Origin of the sequence: Rhizobium sp. NFR12 (genome assembly GCF_900108545.1) — a bacterium.
In the GTDB taxonomy this organism is placed as follows: Bacteria; Pseudomonadota; Alphaproteobacteria; order Rhizobiales; family Rhizobiaceae; genus Neorhizobium; species Neorhizobium soli.
Genome location: NZ_FNWM01000003.1, coordinates 477,224 through 495,376, shown reverse-complemented (window position 1 = coordinate 495,376; position 18,153 = coordinate 477,224). Strand labels below are relative to the sequence as shown.

Sequence of the window (18,153 nt, the reverse complement as noted above, 5' to 3'; positions counted from 1 at the left end):
ATGCATCGCCTGTTCTGGAAATTCTTCACCGTCGTCTGGTTGGCCATGGCCGGCTCGATTGCGATCCTGTTTGCGATCAGCACGCTGTTCCAATCACCGTTCGAGGAGGAGGTTGCTGGCCGGGAACTTAGCCTGACGCTGGAGACCGCAGCCCAGGTGCTCCAGTCGGATGGCCTGGAGGCGACGGCCAGGCTGGTGGCGGCGGTTCGGCGGACCGGTCGCGACATCCCGGTTACCGTCACGACCGACGGGCCGGCGATCGATTGTGCCGAACAAAATGAGGAGGCGCTCGTTCGGACCGCCGTGCGCGACGGAGAGTGTTATCGCCTGGAAATTGCCGGCGCAGCGCCGAGCATGATGGCTAAAACCTGGCCTCGGGCTGTTCCGTGGCTGGCAGCCCTTCTGGCGGCAGCAGCTGCGGCCTATTGGCTCGCCCGCTATTTCATTACCCCGGTCGAGCAGCTGCGCTATGGGCTGCGCTCGCTTGCCAGGGGAGAACTGGACGTGCGGATCGCCCACAAGATCGGCGCCAAACGCGACGAGATCGCGTCGCTGGCGCACGATCTGGATATCACCGCTGCCCGGTTGCAGGAGCTCCAGATGGCTCAGCAGCAGCTGTTCCACGATATTTCGCACGAACTGCGCTCGCCTTTATCGCGTCTGCAAGCTGCTATCGGCGTTTTGCAACAGAACCCCGTACGGCTGGCGGTGATGATCGAGCGGATGAGCCGCGAGGTCGAGCGGCTCGACGAACTGGTCGGCGAAATCCTCACTCTCGCCCGGCTGTCGGATCGCGATACACCGAGGTTCGAGCGGCAGACGCTCGACCTTGTCGATCTCCTGCGTGAGATTGTGGACGATGCCGGCTTCGAGGGACAGGCACGCGGGGTAACCGTCCAGTATGAGGGCGTCGACACATTCGTGGCTTCCGTCAACGGCGAGCTGATCTACCGCGCGCTGGAAAATGTGATCCGCAACGCCATTACCCACACGGGACCAAGCACCGCTGTCCGTGTGACGTCCAAGGTCTTGGACCGGAAGCTGATCGTGACCGTCGAGGACGACGGCGAGGGTGTGCCGGAGACGGAACTGGAGGCGATCTTCAAGCCGTTTTCGCAAAGTTCAACCGTCACCACCCGTTCCGGCTTCGGCCTTGGGCTTGCCATTACCCGGCGTGCGGCGGAATGGCACGGCGGGGGCGCAAAGGCAGAAAACAGACCGGCCGGTGGTCTGTCCGTCCAAATCACAATTCCGACCTGTGCTGCCCCACGAAAGCTTGTGGCAGCAAATTAATCGCCCATCGCGGTTCGGCCTTGGCAAATCGGTGCCGCCGACTACTTCACCCGGGAGTCGACAACGACAAGGAGACACACAGGATGACCGCCATTCGCCGCATCGTCTTGGCAAGCCGACCGACCGGTCAGCCCGAGGCTGAGAATTTCCGCATCGAGAATTTCGAACTCCCGGAAGCAGCAGAAGGAGAGGTCACCTTGCGATGCCTCTATCTTTCGCTCGACCCTTACATGCGCGGTCGCATGAGCGACGCAAAGTCTTATGCAGCGCCCGTTCCCATTGATGGCGTTATGGAAGGCGAAACGATCTGCGAAGTGGTGAAGTCGCGCCACACAGCCTTTTCGCCCGGCGATAGCGTTCGTGCTCGGACCGGATGGACGACCAATGCGGTTGTCCACGGAGATACCCTGACGCGTGTCGAAACGCACGGCGCAACGCTGACGACGGCACTCGGCGTGCTGGGAATGCCAGGCTCCACCGCCTGGAGCGGAATGAAGTTCATCGGGAAGCCTAAGCAAGGCGAGACCGTCGTTGTCGCCGCTGCCTCCGGGCCTGTCGGTTCGCTGGTCGGCCAGCTTGCGAAACTTGCCGGGGCGAGGGCAGTCGGGATTGCCGGTGGACCGGACAAATGTGCGTATGTGAAAGATGGCCTCGGCTTTGACGCCGTTGTCGATCACCGCTCGAAAGATTTTGCGTCCGATCTCGCTGCTGCATGCCCTGACGGCGTCGATGTCTATTTCGAAAATGTCGGCGGGCACGTTTGGGACGCCGTCCTGCCGCTGCTGAACCAGTTTGCCCGTGTCCCCGTCTGCGGGCTTGTCGCGCACTACAATGGCGCCGGATCTGCGGAAACGGACAGGCTTCCGATCACCATGTCGGCGGTTCTGAGGCGCAGCCTTCTCATCCGCGGCTTCATCCAGACTGAATTCATCAGCCACTTTGGAGACTTCCTCGATGAGGTCGGCCCGCGCGTCGCGTCCGGCGACATAAAGTATCGGGAAGATATCGTTGACGGCCTCGAACGTGCGCCCGAGGCTTTCATCGGCATGCTCACCGGCGGCAATTTTGGAAAGCTGATCGTGAAAATCGCTGACTGACTGGCTCAAGCAGCCTAATCCGGCCATGAATTCGCCGTGTGTAACAAAGACCAGACCCCGGACCGTGGCAACACCGTCCGGGGCCTGCAAATCCTGGCCTGCCTCGGATCTCTCCGCTTGAATGATGCACTCGCGTTCCGGTCGACTGGCCAGGTGGTGCAGGCGAATTTAGCGTGGATTTCAGCCAGTTGAGTTCGGCAACATTTCGTGGCATCAACCGGCACCATTCACCTTTCGAAAGTCGCTGGTTACGATGCAGTATTCCGTATTGACGCGGCGATGGATCTCGGCTGCGATTATCGCGATCGTGTCCGCTCAGCTCGTTGCCTGTGCCAACAGGCCTTCGGCCTCTGTTCTCGATCCGGTCGCGGTCAACCCGGCATCCAGCCGTCAGCTTACCGTCCTTACTGCGACGAACCGGTCGCGGGACGGCGACGGATACTCGTCCCGCCGTAACGCAGATCCGGCCTTCGAAACGTTCACGGTCGCAATCCCGCCCTCGCACCGGCCGCCGAAGATCGAATGGCCTGTCGGTAGACCCGACGCGTCGACGGACATGGTTGTTTCCGAAAGACGCTCTCTCGACCAAAAACAGTTTCTGGCGTTGGCGGACGCGCCCAACAAGGATGGGGCGGTTGGCATCTTTGTCCACGGGTATAACTATACGTTCCAGGAGGGTCTGTACCGGCTCGCGCAGGTCGCCGCCGATTCCAAGACGGATGGAAAACCCGTCCTTTTCTCCTGGCCGTCGCAGGGATCCCTTGCCGGATATCTCGCGGATCGTGACGCGGCCCTGGCTTCGCGTGACACCCTGGTCTGGCTCGTCAAATCGATGGCAGCCAAACGCGATGTGAAACGGGTCATCCTGTTCGGGCACAGCATCGGCGGCTTCCTGATCATGGAAACGCTTCGCCAGCTGAAGCTGGAAGGCCGCGGTGACGTCCTCGACAAGTTGGTCGTCGTGCTCGCGGCTCCAGACATTGACGACGATCTGTTCAGGTCGCAGCTGGAGGTCGTCGGTCGGATGCGTACCCCCATCACGCTGTTTGTTTCCAAGGACGACAAGGCGCTCAAGATCTCCAGTTTCATCAGCGGGGAGAAGCCGCGCGCGGGATCGCTCAATGTCGATAGCCCTTCGGTGCGCGACGCAGCCTTGCGCTATGGTCTGCGGATCATCGACATCTCGTCGGTCAAGGCAGCAGATGGGGTCGGGCACGACCGGTACGCCAATCTCGCACAACTGGGTCCGCAGCTTGCGCAGGCGGGTGGCGGGGCGGTTTCGGTGCCGGAGGCGGGCGCCTTCGTCTTCGACGTCGCGGCATCGGTCATTTCAAGTCCGTTCAGATTGGCAGGCGCGGTCGTCGGCGGGCGCTGAGCTTGCGGTTTCTGGAGAAAGACCAGGGAAGAATGCTTGATCCTTCTCTCTCATTCTTGTGTCCGTGCGTGGTCGCACTTGTCGATTGTCACCCTATGTTGCGTGTGTTGAACCGAGAGACACCGATTTGCGCCGAGCATTCCACTTCCTCGCCCTGACGGGCGTTTTCATCGTCATTCTACTCGTCTCGGCGTGGTCATCGCTGGCACTGTGGTACCGTCTGCCATTGCCGCTCCCGGCAAGAGCGGTGTTCGCTGCGCTGTTTGCCGCTCTCGGTGTCTGGACCATCGTCTCTGTGATCCGCCACCGATGGCGGGCTCCGACGGGCGTGTTCTCGGTGGCCTTCGCGATCGTGCTTTCGTGGTGGTTCACGCTCGCGCCCCCAGCGGTAGGAGACTGGTCGCCGGACGTTGCGCGACAGGTCACCGGAACGATTTCGGGCGACACGTTGACCCTGAACGGTGTGCGGGACTTTACCTGGAGAAGCGATACCGATTTCACCGAAAACTGGGAAACAAAGACGTATGATCTAAAGACGCTGACGTCGGTTGATCTCTTCATGTCCTACTGGTCGGGACCGCTGATGGGCCACATGCTGGTCAGCTTCGGCTTCTCGAATGGCGAGCACGTCGCCTGGTCCGTCGAGGTCCGCCGCAAGCGCGGAGGCGCGTTTTCGCCGATCGCGGATCTCTTCAAGAGCAATCCGCTTGTGATCGTCGCGGCAGAGGAGCGGGATATCATCGGGGTTCGTACGATCGTGCGCGGCGAGGACGTCCAGCTCTACCGGGTGAACGTCTTGCCGCAGACAGCACGCAACCTCCTGGTCGCCTATGTCGAGGATGCAAACAAGCTGTCCCGCCAGCCGCAGTGGTACAACTCGCTGATGACGAACTGCACGACTGCGGTTGTGGCCATCGTCAGAACGCTTGGAGGCACGGTCCCTCTCGACTGGCGGCTGTATGTGAACGGCTATCTACCCGAATACGCCTACGATCAGGGCATCCTCGACACTGGGTCCCCGATGGCGGTGCTCAGGAAGCAGTCCCATATTGCCGAGAAAGCCAAGGCGGCGGGCATGTCCGAGGACTTTTCAGAGGCGATCAGGCGAGATCGGGTAACCGAACCGCCTGCAACGAACTAGGCGCAGCTACCGGGAGCCTGTCATCTTACGACGTATAGGCGTTAAGCGTCTGCCAGACATCATAGGCCGAGATCACCGTCTCCATCTGCGCCGTATGGCCCGTGACGAAATCGTCGCCGTAGATAGTCTCGTCAGGATATTCGGTGATCAGCGTCAGCGGTACGGTATGGCGATCGTCAATCGACGACAGGCACGGGAAGCCGTTGATGATGCGGAAGCCCGTCTCGCCGGCATGGGTTTCGTAGAGTGCGATCTGGCGATTGTTGTAGTCGAGAATGCCTGGAATTGCGCCGAGATGCCGGGTGACGTGGTCGAGGATGGCTTCCGCCTGCTGCGTCCAGCCGGCGTGGTGGCGCATGATCAGGAAGAAACCCTTCGGCAGCGTCCACATGCCAAAACCGCGCGGCACGTAGCCGGATAGCGGCCGCGTCCATTCGTGCGATGGATAGCCGTGCAGGTTGATATGCAGCTGTGCGCCGCTCAATTCCTGCGCTGTGAAACGGATAGCTTTTTCGTTGAGATGCTGGCCGGAATTTTCCGCCGTCCGGTATTCAAGATCGTCGCCGAGCGCGGTGTAGCGGGCGGCGTGGTGCATGTGGCGCGGGTTATCGACCCGCAGGCGCTGGTGCAGCGCGTAGCCGTCCGGGTTCTCGATCGGCGAGATGGTGAAATGAGCACCGGCACGCTGCTTCAGCGCACGGGCAGCGCGGATGGCACCGACAATGCCGGTCGTCTCGTTCGGATGCTGGCCGCCGCTGATCATGACCGCCGTGTCGCTGCCTCTGACGTATCGCGCCGAGAGAACGCGGCCGGAGCGCGACCGGGCATCGAATTCCTCTCCACCGATGTCCGACAGCAGTCTCGACATCTGCGCAACGGCCGGTGGTTCGCTGGCCGTATCGATTTCCTGTTCGGGGCCATCCCTAAAACCTGTGCTCAACGGCCGGGTCTCGACACGAACGCTGATCTCGCCGTTGCTGCGCACCATCTCCGGCACGATCTGGCCGGGCTTCAGGCCACGGTCGCCAAGCGGACGTCCGGATTTCTTCTGGAAGAATTCCAGCAGCGAGAAATAGAAATCCTCGTGCAGGGCCTCGCGGAGGCTGACGACCTCGTCGCCAACCGCCAGCGGCATGTCTTCCGCCGGATGGGAAACGGCGATGTTGAGTTCTTCGAAATAGGGTTCTTCGTTGCCCCAGTCGTGGTTTGCGATCGCGTCGATTGCGAGGCTGAACAGGCGCTCGTAATCCGTTTTCAGGCGCTCGCCGGTCGCGCCATCGCGGCTGATCCAGCCGGTCGGGGAGAGATTGGTTTCCCCGACCGCATCGGTATGCACGCGGTTCGGTGCCTGAACCTTCAGCGTTTCCGTCTGGCCGTTGCGGGTGAGCGCGACGTCATAGACCAGTTCGTCATCTTCCCGCGCGATGAACGCGATATCAGCGTCTCCGACAAGTGCCGCAAGCGGATAGGCTTCGAGCCGGAAACGGTTGGCCGGGGCGTCGGCATGAACCGGATAACGCACCTCGATCGCTGTGACGCCTTGACAGTCGATCTCTTCCAGAAACGCAAACAGAAGCGGCTTGTAGGCACTGCGGATGCGGGCGGTGACGCCTCTGTACTTCAACGCCTGTTCGGCGGCACGACGGCTCGTCGTGTCGTCGAATGTCCAGGTCTCGATGGACTGCCCGGGCGTCGCGCTTGCAACCAGCGTGTCGAGCGTACGCTCCAGTTTGGTTTCAAAGATCGAAGTCATGACGCTTAACCCTTGTGAATGCCGTGCTGCTTATCGGGACGTGCGGCCGGTCGGATCGAGGCTGTCGCGCAGCCAGTCTCCGAGAAGGTTGAGCCCGAGCACCGTGAGCAGGATCGCAAGACCCGGGAAGACGCTGACCCACCATGCAGTCTGCAGATAGGTTCGGCCATCGGCGAGCATGCCGCCCCAGCTTGGAATGGTGGGATCGACGCCGAGGCCGAGGAAGGTCAGGCTGCTTTCGAGCAGAATGTTGTTGGCGACATTGAGCGTCATCAGAACGATCACCGGTCCGATCAGGTTCGGCAGCAGGTGCTGGATGATGATGCGCCAGTCCTTCACCCCGATCGCGCGGGCCGACAGGACGAACTCACGCTCCCTCAGCGTCAGCACCGAGCCGCGCACCAGACGGGCATACTGCACCCATTGCGACACGATCAGAAGGATGATCGTGTTGGTCAGGCTTCCGCCGACGATGGCGATGAATGTGATAGCGAGCAGAATGAACGGCATCGCGAGCTGCAGGTCGGCAAAACGCATCACCAGCATGTCCCAGAAACCGCGGTAATAGCCGGCGATCAGGCCTACCAGCACGCCGAAGACGACGGCGCCGATGACGGAGGTGAAGCCTACCAGAAGCGATATCTTGCCGCCGGCAACAACACGGGCCAGCACGTCGCGGCCCAGCGGATCGGTTCCGAACGGGTGAGCGGCGGTCGCAAAGGGTTTGGCGAGCCGCGCCATCAGGTCGATCTTGTCGGCACCGCCCGGAAACAGCACGTCGGAAAACAGCACTGCAAGGCAGATGACGACGGTCAGGACCGTGCCGAGAACGAATTCAAGGCTCGCGAAGCGCCAGCGGCTAGAGGTTTTGGTTGCCATTGCCGGTTACTCCGTGCGGATGCGGGGATCGACGAGGCCATAGGCGATGTCGACCAGAAGGTTGATGCCGACGATCATCAGCGACAGAACGGTGATGACGGCCTGAAGCACGGGAAAGTCGCGGGCGCCGACGGCGTCGAAGGCAAGCGTGCCCAGTCCCGGCCAGTTGAAGACACGCTCGATGACGACGATGCCGCCGAGCAGGCCACCGAACTGCAGGCCGAAATAGGTGATCAGCGGAATGGCGCAGTTGCGCAGCGCGTGCTTGTAGAGAACCTTGCTCTCGCTCAAGCCTTTGGCGCGCGCGACCATGATGTATTGCGACTGCAGCGTTTCCAGCATCGACGTGCGGACAAGACGCACATTCGTCGCAGTCAGGATCACGCCCATGGTGACGGCCGGCATGACATAGCTCGAAAAGCCCGACATGCCGCTTGGCGGCAGCCAGCCGAGAGTGATCGAAAACAGCAGGACGAGCATGGTGGCGAGCCAGAAATTCGGAAACGACAGGCCGATCAGCGAGAAGATGCGGATCGCCTGATCGGCGGCCTTGCCGCGCGACGTCGCGGCCTTGATGCCGAGCGGGATCGACAGCGCGATCGACACGAACATCGAGATGAAGGCGAGCAGCAGTGTCGCCGGCAGGGCATTGCCGATCAGCATCGAGACCGACGTACCGCCGGAAAAACTGCGGCCGAAGTCGAGCGTGACCAGCCCCTTCATGAACGTCCAGTACTGGACGAGGAACGGCTGGTCGGTTCCGAGCGCTGCGCGAATGCGCGCCAGATCGTCTTCCGTCATGCTGCCGCCGCCCTGGAACATCGTGACGGCCGGATCACCGGTGAGGCGAATGGCGAACGAGACGATGAGCGTGATGGCGATGACGACGAAAATCGCCTGTAGCAATCGCTTGATGAGGAAACCGGCCACTGTGTTGTCCTTAAGGAGAAGTTCGGCCCCGCCCGGGTTGGCCCGGGCGGGGTGGCTTTTCAGATGACTATTCGACGGTGACGTCGGTCAGCTTCAGGCGGTTGTCCGGGGGCGCGATGAAGCCCTTGACCCGCTTGTTGATGCCGAAGATGGCGTTGCTGTTGTAGAGCGGCAGTTCGAGCGCGCGTTCCGACGCATAGGCGCCGACTTCGCGGAGGATCTTTTCGCGGGCCGCACGGTCGGTCAGTGGACGCTGCGATTCCAGCAGCTTGTCCAGCTTTTCGTCCTTGTCGTACGGGTTCCACTTTTCGCCCGAGTGGTACATCGAGTAGGCGGTGTTGTCGTAGTCGAAGGTCCAGCCGCCCCACTTCTGCTGGAACATCGCGCCGGTCTTGCCCTGCGGGATGATGTCGTTCAGCAACACGTTGGTCTCATAAGGCTTGATGGTGGCGGTGATGCCGACCATCGACAGGTAGCTCGAAATGACCTGCGCCACTTCGTTCATCGTCGCATCATTGCCGCGGATATCGATCTGCAGCGTCGCACCAGCCTTCACGCCGGCCTCTGCCAGCAGCTTCTTGGCACCGGCCGGATCATAAGGGATTGCCTTGAGATCAGGATCGAAGCCGAAGGAAAGCGCGCTCTGGAAGCTGGTGATCTCGGAGGCCTGGCCGGCGAGGATCGACTTGACGATCGTGCCCCGATCGACAGCCATGATGATCGCCTTGCGCACTTTTGGGTCGGCAGTGATGCCGTCGCGGGTGTTGAAGCGCAGCGCGTCGACGGTCGGGCCGGGAACGGAAACGATTTCCAGCTTGTTGTCGCCTTCGATGACCGGCAGCATGCCGATCGGAATGGTCGGCGGGATCACCAGATCGACGCGGCCAGCCTGCAGTTCGGCAACAGCGGTTGCCGGCTCAGCGATAAATCGGAACTGGAGTTCCGACAGTTTCGGCGCGCCGCCCCAATAGTCGGCATTGGCTTCGAGCTTGATGTCGACCTTCGGCTGGTAGGACACGAACTTGAACGCGCCCGTGCCGATCGGGTTGAGGTTGAAATTGTCCTCACCCTTTTCCTGGATGTATTTCGGCGGAACGATCATCGCGCCGTAACCGGCGAGCTTGGTCAGAAGAACCGGATCGGCAGCCTTGAGCTTCAGGTCGACCGTATAGTCGTCGATGACGTCGATGCTCTCGATCGAGATGTAGTTCGAACGCTGCGGTCCCTTGGCACCCTGTTCGCCGAGAAGGCGCTCGAAGGTGAACTTGACGGCGGCTGCGTTGAAGGGCTCGCCGTTGTGGAACTTCACATTCTGGCGCAGCTTGAAGCGAATCCGCTTTCCTTCGTCGAGTTCTTCCCAGGATTCAGCGAGACCCGGAACCAGCTTCAGGTCCGGACCACGATAGGTCAGTCCGTCGAAGATGTTGGTGGCAACGGCTGCCCACTGCACGAGAAACGTATCGATCGGATCCCAGCTGCCCGGATCCTGTGGGCTCGAAATGGTCAGCTTTCCGGCAGCGAAGGCGGGCGCCGACGCGAAAGCTGTCGAGAGCGCAAGCGCCACTGCGGTCGCCTTCAGTCCCCGTTTGATTGTTGTCATTGATCTGTTCCTCTTCAGATGGTTGCGATTGTGTCGCTGGTTTCAGGCGCTCTTCGCGACGAAGTGGCCTGGATTGATTTCCTCGTGCACGAGGATGGCGGGCTCGTCACCGACGCGCCTCACCGGATTGGGAATTTCGCCCTCGATCATCGCCGACTGGCGGGCAACGGTCGGATCGGCGACCGGTACCGCGGACAGAAGGCGACGGGTGTAGTCGTGGGCAGGCGTCTCGAAAACCTGGCGCCGTGAGCCAAGTTCCATGATCTGGCCGAGAAAGAGAACGGCGACGCGGTGGCTCATCTTCTCGACGACGGCCATGTCATGGCTGATGAACAGGTAGGCGAGACCGCGTTCGGCCTGCAGGTCCATGAACAGGTTGATGATCTGCGCCTGGATCGACACGTCGAGCGCCGACAGAGCCTCGTCGGCGATGATCAGCTTTGGATCGGAGGCGAGCGCGCGGGCAATACAGACGCGCTGCCGCTGGCCGCCGGAAAACTCGTGCGGATAACGGGTTGCGACATCGGAGGTGAGGCCGACACGCTCCAGCAGTTCGTCGACGCGGCGGCGGACGGCCTTGGCATCGGAGATCAGGCTGTGGGTGTTGATCGGCTCTGCGATCGAGAAGCCGACGGTCTTGCGCGGATCGAGCGAGGCGAACGGGTCCTGGAAGATGTACTGGACATCCTGGCGCAGGCGGAAACGTTCGGCAGCCGACATCGACGAGAAGGTTCGGCCGTTGAAGGCGATGTCGCCGGACATGGCAGACTGAAGCTGCTGGATCGTCCGGCCGATCGTCGACTTGCCCGATCCGCTTTCGCCAACCAGTGCCAGCGTCTCACCGGGGTTGATGTCGAAACTCACTTTCTGCACGGCGCTCAAGCGATGGGTGGCCTTGCCGAACAGGTTTTTCTTGATGTCGAAGCGGACGTAGAGATCCTTGACCGACAGGAGCGGCGTTGCGCCATTCTTGACCGTGTCCTGGATCCGCTCCTCGCCGACGACGGTCGGCTTGCCATCCTGCAAAATGGTCAGCGGCAGACGCTTGGGGAAAGCCTCTCCCGTCATGCTGCCGAGCTTCGGCACGGCGGAAAGCAGGGCCTGGGTATAGGGGTGCTGCGGGTTGGCGAAGATCTCGCGAACCGGGCCTTCCTCGACTTTCTTACCCTTCCACATGACGACGACATGGTCTGCCATTTCGGCAACGACGCCCATGTCATGGGTGATGAACACCATGCCCATGCCGAGGGTCTTCTGCAGATCGCGCATGATGTTGAGGATCTGCGCCTGGATGGTGACATCAAGCGCAGTCGTCGGCTCGTCGGCAATCAGCAGCTTCGGGCGGCAGGCAAGCGCCATCGCGATCATCACACGCTGCCGCATGCCACCGGAAAGCTGGTGCGGATAGCGGGTCAGAAGTTCTTCAGAGTCGGGCAGTCGCACCATGTCGAGCAGCCGGCCGGCCTCAGTCAGGGCCGCGCTCTTGCTCATCTTCTCGTGCAGGACAAGCACTTCGCAGATCTGGTCGCCGATGGTGAAGACCGGGTTGAGCGAGGTCATCGGCTCCTGGAAGATCATGGCGATCTCCTTGCCGCGGACCGACCGCATCTCTTTCTGACTAGCTTGCAACAGGTCGCGGCCGTTGAACATGATACGACCGGACGCATAATTCGCACCCATCATGTCGGCGAGACGCATGGTCGACAGCGAGGTCACCGACTTGCCCGAACCGGACTCGCCGACGACCGCGACCGTCTGGCCGGCCTCGACGGTAAAGGATAGGTCGTCGACGACGCGGCTTTCGCCGAATTCGACGCTCAGGCGTTCGACCGACAGGAGCGGCTTGCTGTTTTCGGTCATGCTCATGTCCGCGTCTCCGTCTTGCTAGTGGTTCCGGGGTCGTCCGGGGCGATACGGGCAATGACTGCGCCGGCAGTCTGGGAGGATCCGGCCTTTGCCAGTAGGCTGATGATACCGTTAACAGGTGCGGTGACGGCGGTTTCCATCTTCATCACGTCCATCATGGCAACAACCTCGCCTTCACGGACGGCTGCGCCATCCTCGACATTCCATTGCACGAGCAGGCCTGGAACCGAGGCGCGAACAGCGCCGGCATCATTCTCGGCAGCGTCCGGTCCGGCGCTCGATGCCGTCGCAGGCATCTGGCCTAGCAGGCGAAGGAAATTATCGGGAATGCCGATCTCGACACGTTTGCCGTCGATCTCGACATGGCCGCGAAGAAGCCCGCTGGCGGATGCCGGGGCAGGGCGGGCAGCGTCTTCGAGCGTCTCGGCGAAATCCGTTTCGATCCAGCGCGTGTGAACGCGGAAGTCCGTGCTCGAGAAATCCGCATGATCGAGCACCGCACGGTGGAACGGCAGGACGGACGGCACGCCTTCGATCGTGAATTCGCTGAGCGCGCGGCGGGCACGGGCAATGGCCTGATCGCGCGTCGCACCCCAGACGACGAGCTTTGCAGCCAGCGAGTCGAACATCGGCGGAATGACCGAACCCGTCGTGACGCCGCTATCGAGACGTACGCCCGGCCCCGATGGCGCCGTGAAATTCGAGATCTCGCCGGCGGACGGCAGGAAGCCGCGACCGGGATCTTCCATATTGATGCGGAATTCGATCGCGTGGCCACGCGGCTCCGGCATCGTGGTCACGCTGATCGGCAGGCCTTCGGCAATGCGGAACTGTTCGATGACGAGGTCGAGACCGGTAGTCTCTTCGGTGATCGGATGTTCCACCTGCAGGCGGGTATTCACCTCGAGGAAGGAGATGACGCCATCGGCGCTGAGCAGGAATTCGACTGTGCCGGCACCGGTATAGCCAGCCTCTGCGCAGATATCGCGCGAGGCCGCGTGGATCTTTTCGCGCTGCTCGTCCGAGAGGAACGGTGCGGGGGCTTCCTCGACGAGCTTCTGGTTGCGGCGCTGCAGCGAGCAATCGCGAGTGCCGACGACAACCACATTGCCGTGGCTGTCGGCCAGAACCTGAGCTTCGATATGTCTTGGGCGGTCCAGGAACTGCTCGACGTAGCACTCACCACGACCGAAGGCCGCGACCGCTTCGCGCGTAGCCGATGAGAACAGTTCTTCGACCTCATCGAGATCGCGCGCGATCTTCATTCCGCGTCCGCCACCGCCATGCGCCGCCTTGATGGCGATCGGCATGCCGAATTGGCGTGCGAAAGCTAAGGCCTCGGCAGGCGAGGTGATTGCGCCGTCGCTACCGGCAACCAGCGGCGCGCCGACCTTCTGCGCGATCGCGCGGGCCTGGAGCTTGTCGCCGAGCGCTTCGATCACGTGAGGGGCAGGGCCGATCCAGATCAGCCCGGCATCGATGACAGCCTTTGCGAATTCAGCGCGCTCGGAGAGAAAGCCATATCCCGGATGCACGGCGTCGGCGCCGGAGCGCTTTGCGACCGCGATCAGCTTCTCGATGTCGAGGTAGGTTTCCCGGGCCGTGGCACCGTTCAGGGAATAGGCTTCGTCTGCCTGAGCCACGAACATCGCATCGGCATCGGCGTCCGCATAGACGGCAACCGAGGTCAGGCCGTAATCCTTGCAGGCCCGAATGATCCGCACCGCGATCTCGCCGCGGTTAGCTATCAGAACCTTCTTCATGGGTATTTTCCTAGGATGGACCGGGGAGCGAAGGCGCTGATCGCGTTGAAACGGATCCTTGCTCCGACAGGGATCTGGCCGGCGAGATCGAGATGATGGCGGGCGACATTGGCAATGACCGGATAACCGCCGGTCAGCGGATGATCGGCAAGAAACAGGACCGGCTGACCGCTTGCCGGCACCTGAAGCGCCCCGCGCACGGTCGCCTCACTCGGCAACTCGCCATGGTTCTGGCGCTCCAGCGCTTCGCCTGAAAGACGGATGCCGACTCGACTCGATTGCGGTGTCACCGACCATTCCTGGGAAAGGAAGTTCTCGACGGCGCTTTGTGTGAACCAGTCTGTGCGCGGCCCCATGACCACGTCGAGCACGACGGTTTCGCCTGCGACCGGCATGTCGAACGCCGGTAGTTCTGACGCAGCAACAGTCGATCCGGGCGCCGGCGGGAGAATTCCGATAACGGCGCCCGCGCCAAGTGCTGCAGGCCCGATCTGCGCCAGGGTATCCGTCGCCGCGCTGCCGAGAACCGGCGTCACGTCAAAGCCGCCTCGCATCGCCAGATAGGAGCGCATGCCGGCCGGAGGCTGTCCGAGAGAAACGATGTCGCCGTCATCGAGCGCGATCGCCTCGCCATGGGCTACCGACAGCTTTTGGCCAAAGGTGGTGACAATCGTGATCGGCGCCAGCGCACCCGTCACCGCCATCACGCCGCGGCCGCGCATGCGAAAACGGAAGCCGCCAAGGGAGATCTCCAGCGCCGGCGTGCCGAGCGGATTGCCGACGAGGCGGTTGGCGGCCTTGAAACTGCTGCGATCGACTGCGCCAGATACGCTGATGCCCTGGTTTGCTTGACCAGCGCGGCCGAGATCCTGAAACAGGACCGGCAGGCCGACGGCCAGAACCTCGATTGCGCAGTTTGAATAGCTTGCCGCAACAGGAGCAGTCGCAGTTTTCGCAGGGGCCGAAACTTCGTAGGCTTTGTCGGCCGCCATATCGCGAAAACGCACGCGACTTCCCGGCTGGAGAAGCGAGGCGGGTGCGCGATCGATATCGAACATGGCAAGCGGCGTCGTGCCGATCAGCTGCCAGCCGCCTGGGCTGGTCTTGGGATAGATGCCGCTGAATTCTCCGGCAAGGCCGACGGCGCCGGCTGGAACCCGTGTCCGGGGCGATTTGCGTCGGGGTACGTTAAGCCGCGGATCGCCGCCGGAGAGATAGGCGAAACCGGGCGCGAAACCGGTAAAGGCTGCGACATACTCACTTTCGCCGTGCAGGCGAATGACGTCCGCGACGCTCAGGCTGAGGATGCCAGCAACTTCGCCAAGATCCTCGCCATCGTAGCGAACCGGGATTTCGACGAGCGGGCCGGAAGCCGCCTTGCGCTCGCCCCCGGCGAGTGCAGCGACCGCATCCGTCAGGGCTTCGTTGGAGATCACGCCCGGATCGAAGGCAATCAGCAGCGTGCGGGCTGCCGGAATGATCTCGCGGATACCGTCGACTGGGTTGGTATCCAGCGCATCGAACAGCGCCAGCGCCTCACCGAGCTCGGCCAATTCGACAAGAACACTGTCGTCGCGCACGGGTAGAAAGCGCATGGATGTATCACGAGGCATGGACGGGGGAGCGATATGCATGCCGGGTTATACGGCCGGCGCGAAGGGCTGGACGGCATGGCCGGATTCTTCCAGAAGCGCGCGCAGCCGCTCCGCGATCGCGACTGCTCCGGGGCTGTCGCCATGCACGCAGATCGACTGGGCATCGATCTGCGTCATCGTGCCGTCGATGGCCTCGATCACACCGTCGCGGACCATGCGCAGCATCCGCTGGGCCACGAGTTCGGGATCATGCAGGACCGAGCCTTTTTCGCGGCGGGAGACAAGGTTGCCTTCCGGCGTATAGGCGCGATCGGCAAAGGCCTCGGCAACAACCGTCAGGCCGGCCGTGCGAGCCTGCTCGACCAGCTGCGAACCGGCCAGAGCCATCAACACCAGCGAGGGATCGATGGCCCGGATTGCCGCGATGACGTCGGCTGCCTGCCGCGCGTCGATGGCAATCGTATTGTAGAGCGCACCATGCGGCTTCACATAGGTAACGCGGGTGCCGGCAGCCTTGGCCAAGCCCTGCAAGGCGCCGATCTGATAGATCACGTCGCCAATCAGTTCTTCGCTCGAAGGATCCATGTTGCGACGGCCAAAGCCTGCCAGATCGCGATAGCCGACATGCGCACCAATCGCCACGCCACGTTCTGCGGCGGCCTTCACTGTCTTGAGAATCCCTGCCGGATCGCCGGCGTGGAAACCACAGGCGACGTTGGCGCTGCTCACCACGTCGAGCATGGCGGAATCGTCACCCATCTTCCAGGCGCCGAAGCTCTCGCCCAAGTCACTGTTGATGTCGATGGTCAGCATACTGTCCGCGCGCCCTCATCCTCGTTGACTAGACGCTAACAAAGGCGAACAATGCTGTCCAGAGTGTTGAACAATTTTTATATGTTGCTCTACAGTTAGGCAAATGCGCAATAATGATGCGTCACCCGCGTTTTGCACGGTTTAGTGGACAATGCGGGTTCGAGTTCGGCTCATTTCGCTTGTGACGGGGTTCGAAGCGCTTTACCGAAAATTGAGACGAGATCCGGAGCGAGGGGCAAAGGCTTGGCTGAACGCAAACTGCAAGGCGCTGATAAAGGCGTGCTTTCTGTTCCAGACGGCAACGGTCCAGTGATTGCGCGTCCGGGCGAGCCGGTGCAGACGCTTGCCGAAAGCGTTGCCAGTCGTATCCGCGATCAGGTTATCTCCGGCAGGCTTACCCCCGGCAGCCATCTTTCCGAACTGACGCTCAGCGACGAGATGCAGGTATCACGCAACACGTTGCGCGAAGTATTCCGCATTCTGACCAAGGAAGGGCTGCTGCGATACGAAGCCAATCGGGGCGTTTTCGTTTCGACGCCCAGCATGGCGACAATCATCGATATCTACCGCGTCCGGCGGGTCATCGAATGCTCGGCAATTGCCAATGCGCATCCGCGCCATCCGGGCGTTGCGAAAATGCGGGCGGCCGTCGAGGCTGCGGCACTCTCGCGGGAGACGAAGGACTGGTTGAGCGTCGGTACTGCCGATATCGCATTCCATTCCGCCGTCGTCGAACTCGCGGACAGTTCACGCCTTTCGGCCTTCTACGCACAGATATCGCTGGAACTGCGGCTCGTCTTCGGCCTACTGCGCGATCCGGAGCTGCTGCATGGTCCGTTCATCGACCAGAACCTCGAGATCCTCACCGAACTGGAAGCGGGTCGCGCGCAGGAAGCATCCATCATGCTCGAGGCCTACCTCCTGCGCGCCGAACGGCTCATTCTGGGCGCCTATGCGCGCGTGACGAAGTAACGCTTTAGTCTTCGAATTCGACCATCACGCCGGGCTTCACCATGCTGGCCAGTTCCTCGGCATCCCAGTTCGTGAGACGCACACAACCGTGCGAACCCGCCTTATCGATCAGCGACGGCTCTGGTGTTCCGTGAATGCCATAGGTCGGCTCAGACAGATCGATCCAAACCGTTCCGACCGGATTGTTGGCACCGCTCGGGAGTGTGAGCTTGGACTTGTTTTGTCCCTGCTGGAAGTTGATTTTCGGATTGTATTCATAGGTCGGGTTACGGGCGACGCCGTTGACCTTATGCTTGCCGGAGGGCGAAGGGTTGTCCTCGCTCCCGATCGTGGCCGGATAAACCGCGATGATAGCATCCTGATCGTCGTAAGCGACCAGCTGTCCTTCCTTGCGGCGAGCTTCTATCCGTTTGACGACGCCGGCCCGGGGCGCGCCAATGTTAGCGACCAAGATGGTTTCCCCGGCCTCAAATTTCGCCGATGGGTTCAGCGCATGCACGAGGTCCACGTCCATATGGAACCGCTCGGCGAGCTTTTCAGCGACGCTGGTAAAGCCAAGATGCTCCATCTTCGCCTGTTCGGCATAGTCCTTCGGAATCTCGGCGACGATGTCTGCAGCATCATCGGGATCGATCTGGTATGGACCGATGACATGCTGATCGTCTGCCAGACGGGTAACCACGTCGGTGTCGACTTTCCCGTCGACTGGAAGGCTCTGCAGAGCTTCGAAACCAGCGACAGCCTTGCGAACATTGTTTCCGTCCAGGCCGTCGATCACGCCCGGGGAAGCGCCGGCGCGATCGAGGAGAACCTGAAGGTGAATGATCGCGGGATCCGGGGCAGGCTTCTCCTGCTGCTGGACTGGCTCTGGCGGAACAGAAGCAATATTCGCGTTATTGACCGCCTCAGCGGTCAATTCCTGCGCTTGCGCGGCTCCGAATGTGATTGAGGATAGAAGCGAGACGAGCAGGATTTTGTTTTTCATGGCGTTAGAAGGCGTGAGTCCGACCGAAGTTCCGTCCATTTAGAAATTCTGGTCGGGCAAGCGGCTTAGACAGCCAGAGAACGCGCCAGCC

Annotated in this window: 14 protein-coding genes; 5 read left to right on the top strand and 9 right to left on the bottom strand. The window is 61.6% G+C overall.

The window, feature by feature from the left end; translation table 11 throughout:
• The 4 genes from BLW69_RS15675 (at position 1) to BLW69_RS15660 (ending at position 4,906) form a co-directional block, all read left to right on the top strand.
• Positions 1-1,293 (top strand): HAMP domain-containing sensor histidine kinase, encoded by a 1,293-nt coding sequence (locus tag BLW69_RS15675; protein WP_062578202.1) that lies wholly within the window; start codon positions 1-3, stop codon positions 1,291-1,293.
• Positions 1,294-1,376: 83 nt separating this feature from the next.
• Positions 1,377-2,390 (top strand): NADP-dependent oxidoreductase, encoded by a 1,014-nt coding sequence (locus BLW69_RS15670; protein WP_092663241.1) that lies wholly within the window; start codon positions 1,377-1,379, stop codon positions 2,388-2,390.
• A gap of 253 nt (positions 2,391-2,643) precedes the next feature.
• Positions 2,644-3,765, top strand: a complete 1,122-nt coding sequence (locus BLW69_RS15665; protein WP_062578198.1) for an alpha/beta hydrolase — start codon at positions 2,644-2,646, stop codon at positions 3,763-3,765.
• 127 nt (positions 3,766-3,892) lie between these two features.
• The gene (locus tag BLW69_RS15660) at positions 3,893-4,906 is read left to right on the top strand and encodes an Lnb N-terminal periplasmic domain-containing protein (protein ID WP_210184921.1); all 1,014 of its coding nucleotides are present in this window, start codon (positions 3,893-3,895) and stop codon (positions 4,904-4,906) included.
• Positions 4,907-4,931: 25 nt separating this feature from the next.
• On the opposite strand, the gene BLW69_RS15655 is transcribed toward BLW69_RS15660, so the two are convergent.
• From BLW69_RS15655 to BLW69_RS15620, 8 genes are all read right to left on the bottom strand, one after another.
• Entirely contained in the window at positions 4,932-6,659 is a 1,728-nt protein-coding gene (locus BLW69_RS15655) for a M14 family metallopeptidase (RefSeq protein WP_092663239.1), read from the bottom strand.
• A 30-nt stretch (positions 6,660-6,689) separates the two neighbouring features.
• The gene (locus BLW69_RS15650; protein ID WP_092663237.1) at positions 6,690-7,538 is read right to left on the bottom strand and encodes an ABC transporter permease; all 849 of its coding nucleotides are present in this window, start codon (positions 7,536-7,538) and stop codon (positions 6,690-6,692) included.
• Between the two features lie 6 nt (positions 7,539-7,544).
• On the bottom strand, positions 7,545-8,468 hold the full coding sequence (locus BLW69_RS15645; RefSeq protein ID WP_092663235.1) for an ABC transporter permease: 924 nt from the start codon (positions 8,466-8,468) through the stop codon (positions 7,545-7,547).
• A 67-nt stretch (positions 8,469-8,535) separates the two neighbouring features.
• The gene (locus BLW69_RS15640) at positions 8,536-10,068 is read right to left on the bottom strand and encodes an ABC transporter substrate-binding protein (protein WP_092663233.1); all 1,533 of its coding nucleotides are present in this window, start codon (positions 10,066-10,068) and stop codon (positions 8,536-8,538) included.
• Positions 10,069-10,110: 42 nt separating this feature from the next.
• Positions 10,111-11,934: an ABC transporter ATP-binding protein gene (locus BLW69_RS15635; protein ID WP_092663231.1), complete on the bottom strand. Its 1,824-nt coding sequence runs from the start codon at positions 11,932-11,934 to the stop codon at positions 10,111-10,113.
• A complete protein-coding gene (locus BLW69_RS15630; RefSeq protein ID WP_092663229.1) occupies positions 11,931-13,697 on the bottom strand; it encodes an acetyl/propionyl/methylcrotonyl-CoA carboxylase subunit alpha in 1,767 nt (588 codons plus the stop codon). Before BLW69_RS15630 ends, BLW69_RS15635 begins: the two co-directional genes overlap by 4 nt.
• Positions 13,694-15,292: a 5-oxoprolinase subunit B/C family protein gene (locus BLW69_RS15625; protein ID WP_092663227.1), complete on the bottom strand. Its 1,599-nt coding sequence runs from the start codon at positions 15,290-15,292 to the stop codon at positions 13,694-13,696. The genes BLW69_RS15630 and BLW69_RS15625 overlap by 4 nt, the downstream gene beginning before the upstream one ends.
• Before the next feature lie 45 nt (positions 15,293-15,337).
• Positions 15,338-16,105 carry a LamB/YcsF family protein gene (locus tag BLW69_RS15620; RefSeq protein WP_162759510.1) on the bottom strand — a complete coding sequence of 256 codons (768 nt, stop codon included), beginning with the start codon at positions 16,103-16,105 and terminating at the stop codon, positions 15,338-15,340.
• Between the two features lie 312 nt (positions 16,106-16,417).
• On the opposite strand from BLW69_RS15620, the gene BLW69_RS15615 reads away from it, so the two are divergent.
• The gene (locus BLW69_RS15615; RefSeq protein WP_062460443.1) at positions 16,418-17,077 is read left to right on the top strand and encodes a GntR family transcriptional regulator; all 660 of its coding nucleotides are present in this window, start codon (positions 16,418-16,420) and stop codon (positions 17,075-17,077) included.
• 4 nt (positions 17,078-17,081) lie between these two features.
• On the opposite strand, the gene BLW69_RS15610 is transcribed toward BLW69_RS15615, so the two are convergent.
• Positions 17,082-18,062: a L,D-transpeptidase family protein gene (locus tag BLW69_RS15610; RefSeq protein ID WP_092663225.1), complete on the bottom strand. Its 981-nt coding sequence runs from the start codon at positions 18,060-18,062 to the stop codon at positions 17,082-17,084.
• Positions 18,063-18,153 lie beyond the last annotated feature (91 nt).

Coding starts and splice junctions, on each gene's coding strand:
- BLW69_RS15675 (WP_062578202.1), top strand. CDS start 1: ATGCATCGCCTGTTCTGGAAATTCTTCACCGTCGTCTGGTTGGCCATG.
- BLW69_RS15670 (WP_092663241.1), top strand. CDS start 1,377: ATGACCGCCATTCGCCGCATCGTCTTGGCAAGCCGACCGACCGGTCAG.
- BLW69_RS15665 (WP_062578198.1), top strand. CDS start 2,644: ATGCAGTATTCCGTATTGACGCGGCGATGGATCTCGGCTGCGATTATC.
- BLW69_RS15655 (WP_092663239.1), bottom strand. CDS start 6,659: ATGACTTCGATCTTTGAAACCAAACTGGAGCGTACGCTCGACACGCTG.
- BLW69_RS15650 (WP_092663237.1), bottom strand. CDS start 7,538: ATGGCAACCAAAACCTCTAGCCGCTGGCGCTTCGCGAGCCTTGAATTC.
- BLW69_RS15640 (WP_092663233.1), bottom strand. CDS start 10,068: ATGACAACAATCAAACGGGGACTGAAGGCGACCGCAGTGGCGCTTGCG.
- BLW69_RS15635 (WP_092663231.1), bottom strand. CDS start 11,934: ATGAGCATGACCGAAAACAGCAAGCCGCTCCTGTCGGTCGAACGCCTG.
- BLW69_RS15630 (WP_092663229.1), bottom strand. CDS start 13,697: ATGAAGAAGGTTCTGATAGCTAACCGCGGCGAGATCGCGGTGCGGATC.
- BLW69_RS15625 (WP_092663227.1), bottom strand. CDS start 15,292: ATGCGCTTTCTACCCGTGCGCGACGACAGTGTTCTTGTCGAATTGGCC.
- BLW69_RS15620 (WP_162759510.1), bottom strand. CDS start 16,105: ATGCTGACCATCGACATCAACAGTGACTTGGGCGAGAGCTTCGGCGCC.
- BLW69_RS15610 (WP_092663225.1), bottom strand. CDS start 18,062: ATGAAAAACAAAATCCTGCTCGTCTCGCTTCTATCCTCAATCACATTC.